This window comes from Yersinia antarctica (assembly GCF_056636475.1).
The window spans coordinates 21,986-33,897 of the sequence record NZ_JBSJQF010000001.1 but is presented as its reverse complement, the minus strand read 5'-3'; the positions used below and the strand labels follow the sequence as shown (position 1 = coordinate 33,897).

The window sequence follows — 11,912 nt, the reverse complement described above, 5'->3', positions numbered from 1 at the left end:
CATAATTGCATTACTCTATTCCTGAGCCTATTTTCCTGTGGGAATTAAGTGAGGGATTTAATATGATAGGGACATTGCTAAATATCCAATTAGCCTTAATTTTCTTAATAACATCCTCCCAATTAGCCATTGCCGATGGCATTAAAATCAGAGAAGTTTGTTTATATTCTGAAGATAAATATCAAGTTGATACTGCCGTAACGGATAACATTGAATATAGTGGATGCAGTAGAAAGGTACGGGATGCCGCAGGCACGCTAGGCTGCACCTTCATCCCCGCATTGGCGATTTATAATTATGTTACCCATAGCCATTGTGATCAGGCGGATAAATTATGGCGTCAGATATCACATTGGTTTTCCGATGATAATCAAGACAAGGTAGTCTTGATTACCGGCAACACTCCTTTACTTGAGCCACAATCCTCCCGCCGCGAAAACAACAATAACCAAGCCAGCCCGCTCGCATTTATATTAAGTAAAGTTCATACGCAATTACATCATCAAGCCCTGACATTACCGGCCAGCGCAAGATTTTGTAAAACCTCGCTAGAGAATCTCCTCGCCGCGCGCTATCCCCGCAGCCCAGATGAAAACTGCCCTCATTGGGTATCAAAAGTCTTGGCAGATTTTACCCTGTTATTCGGTCATTCTGTGCGGGACTGGACACCAGAGCAACTACAGGATGTCGTCACGCGGATTGATGAACAATATACGACGGGCTATGCAGGTAACGATCAGGCCACTGAGGGTCATCTGGTCAGTGGTGTCCGTGCGATTATCCAACAATTGGGCTTGGCTGAAACCATCCGGCAGATCACCCGCGCATTTCGCTATGCCCAATTAAATTATGCCAATTATGTCGAACATAATCCCAACGCCACACAATCACCTGCCGCTGCACAAAGTCTTCCGTTAGGGGAATATTCACTTTCGCTGGAGTCTTATCACTATCCCGCCGAGCCACCTACCGTCCGCATTCGTCAGCGTAATGCATGGGTGACCAGACCCGACTTACATTTTGAGGTGGAGATCATTGATGCCAGCACCACAGATAGATCAACGATTACTCGTGCGCACACAGTGATGGACCATTGGTTTAATACTTATCTTTTCACACCATTAGAAACTGACCAGCAAGACAATCCTCTAACTGACCTTGATCGCACCATCAGTGCCGCACGCACCACCAGTACCTCGCTGTTGCTCGAGTTGGAAAACACCAGTAATGACTATCTGTTTGTGGTGGTGCGGCTTGAGGGCGAGATTGTTAGCGTGCTGGGGGCCGCGAAGGGGAACGCTAACGATGAGTTCTATATCGATGTTTCGGTGAGCGCACCGCGCAATGTGCTAACGCCAGATGCAGAGGGAAATATTCGCGGGGCAGGTACCGCAGCAGTGTATGAATTGGCTCGTTATCTGAAAGAAAAGGGGGTGAAAACACTACGTTCTACCGTTATTTCACAACCCTCTGCCCGAGTAAAAATGAAACTAGGCTTCAAACATGATGAGTTTTGATATTCCCCCCCTTCCACTTTTCGGAGAAAACGAATAGAGGTAAAACCATGAAATTAAAAGTCATAACTAATAAATTTATGTTGCTTTCATTAATAATATTATCGCCGATGACCATGTCTCATGAAATGGACCGCGACTGCATTAAGCATAATCATTTATCACCTAATAACAGATATATCCCTCAAATAAACAACACAAAGGTTTGTTTATATAATGAAGATGACTTTCAGGGAGAATCGATGTGCTTATCTCATGAGCAAGGAATCGATTTTATCGATCAAGATGATGAGGTTATTAGAAATGACAGTATATCCTCAATCTCCATTCCAAATGGCATGTTCGCCACCATCTATAAAAATGATAGTTACAATATGCCTTACTTTAATTTAGCCGAGTCAATCGGGCAGCGTGATTTAGCTGCTTTGGATATGGATAATCAAATCAGCAGCGTTATAGTTGCTAATTCTCCCCTTAAAGTCTGTAGTGAACGTTGTATCATTTTAAAGCGAATGCAATTTCCTTTATCCAAAATTTTCGCCTCATACTGGAACAATATAAATCACCCTAACAAACAGGTTTTATTAAGTTTCGATATTAATAATACCAGTGACTTTATGGTGGGTTTACCACAAGCCCCAGTCATATGGTTATCTAACAGAGAACTTTCCATTTTTGGCCAGGTTGGTGACGAACCATTGGTTTTCCATCTCCACCCAGATGCCAATCGTTTATCCCTGACATTCCATTTGAACAGTAACAGGATTGCGATAGATTATATGGAAAGTCGTGGAACCGAACAAATTGCCTTATCGCCCACCATTGAACTTGGCACCTTCCCATTCAATAATTCCCAGTTTGATGCAAGGTTAACCATTAATAACAATGCCAGCCAGCCACTGATCATCGACCAAATAGTGATGGTTGCCAGCACTGAAGATATTCAGCCTGTGCACCACAGAAGCGAACGGGATACCGCCGGAACATTAGGCTGTGCCTTTATTCCCGCGCTGGCGATTTATAATTACGTCACTCACAGCCGCTGCAATCAGGGCGATACGCTGTGGGGTAAAGTAAAACATTGGTTTTCTGATGATAACAAAGATAAATCGGTTGTAATTACAGCCAAGCCACCCTTACTTGAGCCACAGCCACAACGCCCAGAAAATAGTGACAGCGCGACACTGACATTAACCAAGCTCGACACCCAACTACATAATCAGGCTCTTACACTCCCCGCCGCGGCGCAATTTTGTAAAACCTCGATAGATAATATCCTCGCCGAGCGCTATCCCCGAGACGTAAATTTAAACTGCCAACTGTGGGTAGCAAGAGTATTAGCCGATTTCACGCTGTTATTCGGTGATTCACTGCGCGACTGGACTCTGGATGTTCTACGCCGGGTATTAATGCAAATCCATACTAATGATACCACGGGCTATGCGGCCAGTGATCCGGCAGCAGAAAGTCGCCTGGTGAATGAGGTCCAGTTAGTTGTTCGTCAATTCGGAATAGATGAAACCATCCGCCAACTATCTCAGGCTTTTGATTATACGAGATTAAATTACGCACGTTATTTGCTACATAACCCTACCGCTACTGCCCCTCCCTCTGGTGCACAGCGCTTGCCATTAGGCACCTATTCACTCTCTTTAGCCTCTTATCATTACCCCACCGATCCGCCTACCGTACGAGTGCTTAAGAATGATCAGTGGGTCACCCACCCCGATTTATATTTTGATGTCGATATTTTTGATACCACCATTCCGATACGGCCAGATATCGATGCCGCCTTTATGGATGATGCCTTAGCGGCGGTAGGCGCATGGTCAGACATTTATAACGAGGCGCCCATCTATTACCACATAACTAGCGAACCCTGGTCGGAACATAACCGCACTATCGAAGCCGGGCGGATAAACAACTTCGTCCTGTATAGCGAATTGATCTCTTTCGAAAATAACTATGTGTACGTGGCGGTACGGCTGCAAGGAGATATTGTCAACATTCTGGCAGCCCGCAGAGATGAGACTTTTGAAAATAGTCACGAGAACTACTACATCGAATTTTTTGTGACTGATCCCAACTATGTGCTGCTGCCTGATGATGAAGGAAGTGTTCGCGGGGCCGGTAGCGCCGCACTGCACGGGCTGGCACGTTATCTACAACAACATGGGGTAAAAGTTTTACGTTTTCGCACCCCGAGTCAGCCCGCTGCGCGAGTAGCCACAAAACTCAGCTTCCAGCATGATGAGTTTTGATAGTTAACACTTTTACGGTTTCCTGAAATACCCGGCAGCGAGTAAAGCGCTTTTCTGTGCTTTTTCTGCCGACAAACACAGCATTTAGACTAACGCCACAGCACTATGAGAGTTTTCTCAATGGTATTCCCCCCCTTTTTACCGGATAACGATGGCAGATAAAAACCAGCAACAGGACTTAATGCTGGTTACTGATTTTTTAATCTGCTATTGGGCGACGTTATCTATCTTTTCGCCAAAATAGAGTGCCATTTAAGGGAAATTCAATGAAAAAACGCATTCTGGCCACGGTGGCCGCCGTTGCTGTGGCGCTTACGCTTTCCGCTTGTACTACCAATCCTTATACTGGCGAGTCTCAAGCCGGAAAATCCGGTTACGGTGCCGGTATTGGTGCGGCATTAGGGGCCGGCATTGGTATGTTGTCATCATCGAAACACGATCGGGGCAAAGGGGCGTTAATTGGCGCAGCAGCAGGTGCCGCGTTGGGTGGTGGTGCCGGTTATTACATGGATGTGCAGGAAGCCAAACTGCGTGAAAAAATGAACGGTACCGGTGTTAGTGTCACCCGTCAGGGCGATAATATCGTGTTGAATATGCCAAATAATGTCACATTTGATACTGACAGCAGCAATCTGAAACCCGCGGGTGCCAACACCTTAACCGGCGTGGCGATGGTATTGAAAGAGTATGATAAAACCGCCGTCAATGTGACGGGTTATACCGACAGCTCCGGTGCCAGAGCTCATAACATGACCCTTTCACAACAACGCGCCGACAGCGTGGGTAGCGCACTCATCGTGCAGGGCGTGGCCGCTAATCGTATTCGCACCAGTGGTGCAGGCCCGGACAATCCGGTCGCAAGCAACAGCACCGCCGCCGGTAAAGCACAAAACCGCCGGGTTGAAATCACCTTAAGCCCGCTGTGATTCTTAATACTTTCTCTGCGGATAGTGCCTCAGGCTTTATCCGCATTTTCATTACAGCAGCAGCCAATCGGTCATCATAATGACGCCAATCTAATGCGATAAGTACAACGGCGCGAGCCGGATAGAATATGCTCAACACGCTCAACCGGTACCCCTAACACCTGCTGGAACACGGCTAACTCCGCCCGACAAAAACCCTGGCAACTGGCCGCTGCGGCACAGATCGGGCAGTGATTTTCGATCAACAAGAGTGACCCATCAGCCTCCTGCTGCATTTGTGCCATATAACCTTCACGGCTGCGGATGGCCACCAGCCGCTCAACCCGCTCGGTCACACTATTTGCCCCCACCATCGCCTGACAATATTGAGTGCGGGTTTCCTGTTCGCGGCTATCAATCAGCAACTCAAGGGCGCTGTCACCCAATTGAGAACGGATTAAACCTAAGAGTTGTACCGTCAGTTCGCTGTGCGTATCAGGGAACTGCGCGTTACCCACCTCGGTTAGCTGCCATAATTGAATCGGCCGACCCACACCGCGCGTTTGCGCCTCGGAGACCACCAACCCCTCCTTAGCCAATTTGACGAATTGCTGCCGGGCCGCTTCACCTGTCGTGCCTAAAATCATCCCGGCATCACTCGCTTGCATCGGACCACGAGTTTTAAGCAGCATCAGTAGGCGTTTCGCCACCGATTGTGGCTGACTGGTGGTATGGTCGATATTCATATCTTCCCCGGTATCATTGCTAGGTTTTTTATTTTTGATCAATCAATGCCAGCATAACATTTTCCAAGCGCATGCTTGACTTATTATTAGTAACTGCCCTAAGTTATTCCAAGAATTTACTTGTTTAATTTTATCGTAACCACCAAATCAACTCAACTCAACAACCAGATTTCTGGCAGGATAGAAACGTGATAATAAATGATGCAAGCCGTTGGAGTGACCTGTTCTCCGGTAAAAATGCGGCCTTTGCCATAGCCCTGTCAGGTGGTGTGGTGTTACATGCCATCAATATCTACATCGCCACCACCATTTTACCGTCCGTGGTGCTGGATATTGACGGCCTGAGCTTGTACGCCTGGAATACCACGCTATTCGTTACCGCCTCGATCCTCGGCTCTGCCCTTTCTGCGCGCTTACTCAGTGGCTACGGGCCACGTAGCGCATACCTGTTTGCCTCGCTAATCTTTATGCTCGGCAGTGCGTTATGTGCCATGGCACCGAATATGCCACTGATGCTGCTGGGCCGCACTGTGCAAGGCTTAGGGGGTGGTTTCCTGTTTGCCCTTTCTTACGCCATGATTAATCTGGTATTTCCACAATCGTTATGGCCGCGGGCAATGGCGCTGATTTCAGGTATGTGGGGTGTTGCTACCCTGGTTGGCCCTGCGATTGGTGGCATCTTTGCTGAAATGAATGCCTGGCGTTTTGCGTTTTGGACGCTACTCCCCATCACCCTTATTTATGCCATTTTTACCTGGCGAATCCTGCCAGCGGGCCGATCCAATACCACGACAGCGTCGGCATTACCCGTCACGCAATTGATGTTATTAACCGCGATTATTTTGACTATTTCTGCCAGCAGTATTGCCAGTAGCGGCCTAATAAACATGGTGGGTATGGTGTTTGCCATCTTACTGTTGCTGTTGTTACTGCGCATCGAGTCACGTGCCACCTCTCGGCTACTGCCAAAAGATGCATTGCGCCTTAACTCACCGCTGGCAGCACTCTATATCACCATTTCTCTGCTAGCGATCGGCATTACCTGTGAGATATTCGTCCCTTACTTCCTGCAAATCCTCCATGGTCAGTCACCGTTGATTTCAGGTTATATTGCAGCCACCATGGCGGCTGGCTGGACCCTTTCTGAAGTAATGAGCGCGGGTTGGAAGAAATCAGGCGTCCGCTGGGCGATTATCAGCGGCCCAATTATTGTGCTAGTGGGGTTAGTGGCACTGTCTATCTTGATGCCAGCCGGTTCACTCGGTGGTTGGCAACATATGGTGCCGATCGCTATTGCATTAACACTGGTCGGTTTTGGTATCGGTTTTGGCTGGCCACATTTGCTGACCCGTATTCTGCAAGTGGCTGCTGAAGAAGATAAAGACATTGCCGGAGCCTCGATTACCACAGTTCAGATGTTTGCCACCGCACTCGGTGCGGCGATGGCTGGCATGGTAGCCAACCTCTCTGGCCTTAATTCCCCAGGGGGTGTCGCGGGGGCAGAAAATACCGCCCATTGGTTGTTTATCCTGTTTGCCATCGCATCCGCATTAGCGATTATTACCGCACTACGTTGCGCTGCCATCAGTTCGCATACCCTGACGGCTAAAAATACCGCCCGCAGCGAAGCACAATAATTCGACGTCACCGACCTGCCAACGCAGGTTGGTTTTCATGCGTTGTAACATGACGAAGGTGATTAGCGCTTGATCCCACAATAGTGATCACTGGTATGCTGGCTTTAAATTTCACCCACCCAAAGTAATTGAGGTTGCGGGCAGGCATCAAGTGATGCAAACCCCGATGAACTTACACAGTCAAGTGATTCGGATTAGTGAATGAAGCTAACCCCCTACGACTTCAAGTATGAAGGGTAACGTCATTGGAGTTTGCGATGAAGCCTTCTATTGTGCTGTACAAAAGTATTCCCAGCGATCTGCATCAGCGTTTAGCCCAACATTTTACCGTAAACAGTTTTGATGGCTTAGCGCCTGATAATCAGCCAGAGCTATTGTCTGCGTTGCAACAGGCACAGGGGCTTATCGGTTCCGGCGGTAAAATCGATCAGGACTTTCTACAATTAGCACCGCGTTTGCGCGCTGCCTCAACCATTTCTGTCGGTTATGACAACTTTGATGTTGATGCCCTGAGCCAGCGTGGTGTGGCCTTGATGCACACACCAACGGTGCTGACAGAAACCGTCGCCGACACCATGATGGCCTTGGTGCTGTCTTGCGCCCGTCGAGTGGTTGAATTGGCTGAACGGGTGAAAGCCGGTGAATGGCAAGGTAGCATTGGCGATGATTGGTATGGTGTTGATATCCATCACAAAACTATCGGTATTCTCGGTATGGGCCGCATTGGGATGGCACTGGCCCAGCGGGCACATTTCGGTTTCAGTATGCCGGTGTTGTATACCAGCCGCCGCCCACATGAAGAAGCCGAAAAACGCTTTAATGCCCGTCGCTGTTCTCTCGATACCTTATTGGCTGAAGTTGATTTTCTCTGTATTACGCTGCCGATGACCGAGCAGACCTACCATATGATTGGCCGTGACCAACTGGCTAAAATGAAATCCAGCGCAATTCTGATTAATGCGGGCCGTGGGCCGGTTGTCGATGAGCCAGCGCTGATTGCCGCGCTACAAGATGGCACGATTCATGGCGCTGGGTTGGATGTGTTTGAACAAGAGCCGCTACCGATAGATTCGCCCTTACTCTCACTGCGCAATGTCGTTGCCGTGCCACATATTGGTTCCGCCACCACCGAGACCCGTTACAACATGGCTGCCTGTGCAGTGGATAACCTGATCGCCGCGCTAACCGGTACCGTGACGGAAAACTGCGTGAATCCGCAGGTTTTGCAGAAAGCCTAACCACGCCCATTGGCCTGCTAGCAGGCCAATTCCCACTCCTCCGCGCGTCTCCTCCCCATAAAATCCACTCAGGGATGAGGCTATTTCCTCACCAAACGGCACACTAAGTCAGCCTCAATTCGCATAAACCTCGCGCCCAAAATAGGAAGATGTGCCATGAAACATCTCAAAACATCCTTGCTGCTGCTACTTTCACCGGCGGCGATGGCTAACTGGTCACTCCAGCATTTCCCGGTATTCACCGAGCAGGACAGTGGTATTTTTGTCAGTAATAGCACTCTGACTAAAGGGGAATATCCGCTCAAGTTTTATCAGAATAAACAGTGCTGGCAGCCCACCGGGCCGGTGAAGTTGAACCAGACGTTTTCGCTGCAACCCTGTCAGAATCAAGCCGATATCCAGTGGCGATTGTTCCGTGATGGCCAGTATCAGGCGCGCATTGATATCCGCAGCGGGACGCCGACACTCACTTTAAGCCTCACAGAACCTGTGGCGGAAGTGGCAAAAGTCGTAACCCACAGTTGCCAGCGCTGGAATGGCTTGCCTGTTACCGTAGATGTGAGCAAAACCTTTGCTGAAGGCGAAACGATACGGGATTTCTATTCCGGCCAAACGGCAACAGTCTCGCTGGGGAAAATCACTCTACAACCGGCCCCAGAGAGTGGTGGTTTATTGCTATTGGAATCAGCCCAAACCCAGCAAGCCGCGCCATTTAGCTGGCAAAATGCGACTGTTTATTTTGTCCTGACGGATCGTTTTAAAAATGGTAATCCCACCAATGACCACAGCTACGGCCGTCACGGCGATGGTATGCAGGAAATTGGTACATTCCACGGCGGCGACCTGGCAGGCTTAACCGAGAAACTTGATTATCTGCAACAGCTTGGCGTTAATGCCCTGTGGATAAGTTCGCCACTGGAGCAAATTCACGGCTGGGTCGGGGGCGGTACTAAAGGCGACTTCCCGCATTATGCCTATCATGGCTATTACGGGCTGGATTGGACCCGTCTGGATGCCAATATGGGGACCGAACAGGATTTACATAAACTGGTTGAACAGGCCCATAAACGTGGTATTCGTGTTCTATTTGATGTGGTGATGAATCATGTGGGATACGCCACTTTAGCGGATATGCAAAGTTACCAGTTCGGGGCACTCTATTTGCCAGGCGACCAACTGGAAAAAACACTGGGTAAAAAATGGACCGACTGGACGCCCGGCAAAGGGCAAACTTGGCATAGTTTTAATGATTACATCAACTTCGGTGATAAAGCCAGTTGGGACAACTGGTGGGGTAAGCAGTGGAGCCGCACCGATATTGGCGATTACGACTCACCGGGTTATGACGACCTAACCATGTCATTAGCTTTCTTACCGGACATCAAAACAGAATCGACTCACCCCAGCGGCTTACCGGTGTTTTATCGGCATAAACCTGATACCGCAGCGCGGGAAATTGCTGGAGCCACGCCGCGTGATTACCTAACTCATTGGTTAAGCCAATGGGTACGCGATTACGGTATCGACGGTTTTCGGGTTGATACTGCCAAGCATGTGGAGAAGCCGGCATGGCAACAGCTTAAACAACAAACCACTGCCGCATTGGCTGAATGGAAAGCGGCCCATCCCTCTCAAGCACTGGATAACTTACCGTTCTGGATGGCCGGAGAGGCATGGGGCCATGGTGTGATGAAGAGCGATTACTACCAAAACGGCTTCGATGCGATGATTAACTTTGATTTTCAGGATCAAGCAAAACAAGCACTAGCGTGCTTCTCTTCTATTGACAGCACCTATCAGCAAATGGCTGAAAAACTGCAAGGTTTCAATGTATTGAGTTACCTGTCATCACACGATACCCGATTATTCTTCAAAGATGATGCCCGGCAGTCATTGCTGAAACAGCAACAGGCGGGCTCACTGCTGCTGCTGGCCCCAGGTGCAGTGCAAATCTTCTATGGCGATGAAAGTGGGCGGCAATTCGGCCCAACGGGTTCAGATCCGTTGCAGGGCACCCGATCAGATATGAACTGGAATGAACTCACCGGTGCCAAAGGTGCGCTGCTGACACACTGGCAAAAAGTCAGTCAGTTCCGCGCTCGCCATCCGGCGATTGGTGCCGGAGTACAACAATCCCAACAAACTGATGATTATTATGCTTTTAGTCGCCAGTATCAGGGGGATAATGTGCTGGTGGTTTGGGTCGGAGACAAGAAAGAGTAAATAAGAATATTATCCCGCAAAAACACTCCCTGCCGACACTTTCCATCGGCAGGAAGAAATCTTTCCGCATTGCACCCACTTTTATCTACGCGTATGGTACTTGTTCACTTACGGATAACAATAAATTTTCATTTATGAAGTTTTCACTTTTCGGCGATAAATTTACCCGCTACGCGGGTATTACCAGACTGATGGATGACCTCAACGACGGCCTTAGAACCCCAGGTTCTATCATGCTTGGCGGCGGTAATCCGGCACATATTCCAGAGATGGATGCCTACTTCCAACAACTGTGTCAGGAGATGCTGGAGCGCGGGCAATTGACTGAGGCGCTGTGTAATTACGACGGGCCACAAGGCAAAGACTTGCTGCTGAAAGCGCTGGCAAAAATGCTGCGCGAGGAGTTGGGCTGGCAAATTGAGCCACAGAATATTGCACTGACAAATGGCAGTCAGAGCGCATTTTTCTACTTATTTAATTTATTCGCTGGTCGCTATGCTGATGGCAGCCGCCGTCGAGTGCTGTTCCCACTGGCACCGGAGTATCTAGGCTATGCCGATGCAGGTTTGGATGAAGACCTGTTCGTGTCTGCCAAGCCGAATATTGAGCTGCTGCCAGAAGGCCAATTCAAATATCACGTCGATTTCGATCACCTCAATATTACCGATGATATTGGCCTGATATGTGTATCGCGGCCAACCAATCCTACCGGTAATGTGATTACCGATGAAGAGCTGATTCGCCTTGATGCAATAGCTCAGCAACGTGATATTCCGTTATTGATTGATAACGCCTATGGTGTGCCCTTCCCCGGTATCATCTTTACTGATGCGACCCCACTGTGGAATCCGAATATCATCCTGTGCATGAGCCTGTCGAAGCTGGGTTTACCCGGTTCTCGTTGCGGCATTGTGATTGCCGATGAGAAAGTGATTTCGGCCATCACCAATATGAATGGCATTATCAGCTTATCGCCCGGCAGTATGGGGCCTGCGATCGCTGCCGAAATGATTGAGCGTGGTGATTTGTTGCGCTTATCCAATGAGGTGATCCGGCCATTTTACTTTGAACGGGTGCAGCAAACTATCGCTATCCTGCGTAAATACCTGCCGCCCGAACGCTGCCTGATCCACAAACCCGAAGGTGCCATTTTCCTCTGGTTATGGTTTAAAGAGCTGCCGATCAGCACCGAACTACTTTATCAGCGCCTGAAAAAACGTGGCGTGCTAATGGTACCGGGCCACTATTTCTTCCCAGGTCTGGAACATGACTGGCCGCACACCCATCAATGCATGCGGATGAACTATGTGCCCGCGCCTGAGCAGATCGAAAAGGGGGTCGCAATTCTGGCCGAAGAGATTGAGCTGGCATTTCAAGAAGCGAAGTGA

General features: G+C 49.0%; 8 protein-coding genes. 7 read left to right on the top strand and 1 reads right to left on the bottom strand.

What is annotated here, in order from left to right; all coding sequences use genetic code 11:
- Positions 1-62: 62 nt before the first annotated feature.
- The 3 genes from ACWJJO_RS00135 (at position 63) to ACWJJO_RS00125 (ending at position 4,701) form a co-directional block, all read left to right on the top strand.
- Positions 63-1,517: a GNAT family N-acetyltransferase gene (locus ACWJJO_RS00135; RefSeq protein WP_372568437.1), complete on the top strand. Its 1,455-nt coding sequence runs from the start codon at positions 63-65 to the stop codon at positions 1,515-1,517.
- Between the two features lie 239 nt (positions 1,518-1,756).
- A complete protein-coding gene (locus ACWJJO_RS00130) occupies positions 1,757-3,775 on the top strand; it encodes an exotoxin A binding domain-containing protein (RefSeq protein WP_481090497.1) in 2,019 nt (672 codons plus the stop codon).
- 266 nt (positions 3,776-4,041) lie between these two features.
- Complete coding sequence (locus ACWJJO_RS00125) at positions 4,042-4,701, top strand: OmpA family lipoprotein (RefSeq protein ID WP_083161492.1); 660 nt, start codon at positions 4,042-4,044, stop codon at positions 4,699-4,701.
- 74 nt (positions 4,702-4,775) lie between these two features.
- Here ACWJJO_RS00125 and ACWJJO_RS00120 read toward each other — a convergent pair whose 3' ends face one another.
- A complete protein-coding gene (locus tag ACWJJO_RS00120) occupies positions 4,776-5,426 on the bottom strand; it encodes a helix-turn-helix transcriptional regulator (protein ID WP_372568435.1) in 651 nt (216 codons plus the stop codon).
- A 194-nt stretch (positions 5,427-5,620) separates the two neighbouring features.
- Between ACWJJO_RS00120 and ACWJJO_RS00115 the strand changes: the two genes are divergently transcribed.
- The 4 genes from ACWJJO_RS00115 to ACWJJO_RS00100 all read left to right on the top strand — a co-directional run bounded on the left by ACWJJO_RS00115 (position 5,621) and on the right by ACWJJO_RS00100 (position 11,912).
- Positions 5,621-7,063 carry an MFS transporter gene (locus tag ACWJJO_RS00115; protein WP_481091548.1) on the top strand — a complete coding sequence of 481 codons (1,443 nt, stop codon included), beginning with the start codon at positions 5,621-5,623 and terminating at the stop codon, positions 7,061-7,063.
- 257 nt (positions 7,064-7,320) lie between these two features.
- A complete protein-coding gene (gene ghrB, locus ACWJJO_RS00110) occupies positions 7,321-8,301 on the top strand; it encodes a glyoxylate/hydroxypyruvate reductase GhrB (protein WP_083161498.1) in 981 nt (326 codons plus the stop codon).
- Positions 8,302-8,457: 156 nt separating this feature from the next.
- Positions 8,458-10,524 carry an alpha-amylase gene (locus ACWJJO_RS00105; RefSeq protein WP_481090496.1) on the top strand — a complete coding sequence of 689 codons (2,067 nt, stop codon included), beginning with the start codon at positions 8,458-8,460 and terminating at the stop codon, positions 10,522-10,524.
- A 134-nt stretch (positions 10,525-10,658) separates the two neighbouring features.
- Positions 10,659-11,912 (top strand): valine--pyruvate transaminase, encoded by a 1,254-nt coding sequence (locus ACWJJO_RS00100; RefSeq protein ID WP_083161502.1) that lies wholly within the window; start codon positions 10,659-10,661, stop codon positions 11,910-11,912.

Bases quoted from the DNA above. Each gene is read 5' to 3' on its own strand.
- ghrB (WP_083161498.1), top strand. From the start codon at position 7,321: ATGAAGCCTTCTATTGTGCTGTACAAAAGTATTCCCAGCGATCTGCAT.
- ACWJJO_RS00125 (WP_083161492.1), top strand. From the start codon at position 4,042: ATGAAAAAACGCATTCTGGCCACGGTGGCCGCCGTTGCTGTGGCGCTT.
- ACWJJO_RS00135 (WP_372568437.1), top strand. From the start codon at position 63: ATGATAGGGACATTGCTAAATATCCAATTAGCCTTAATTTTCTTAATA.
- ACWJJO_RS00130 (WP_481090497.1), top strand. From the start codon at position 1,757: ATGTGCTTATCTCATGAGCAAGGAATCGATTTTATCGATCAAGATGAT.
- ACWJJO_RS00100 (WP_083161502.1), top strand. From the start codon at position 10,659: ATGAAGTTTTCACTTTTCGGCGATAAATTTACCCGCTACGCGGGTATT.
- ACWJJO_RS00105 (WP_481090496.1), top strand. From the start codon at position 8,458: ATGAAACATCTCAAAACATCCTTGCTGCTGCTACTTTCACCGGCGGCG.
- ACWJJO_RS00120 (WP_372568435.1), bottom strand. From the start codon at position 5,426: ATGAATATCGACCATACCACCAGTCAGCCACAATCGGTGGCGAAACGC.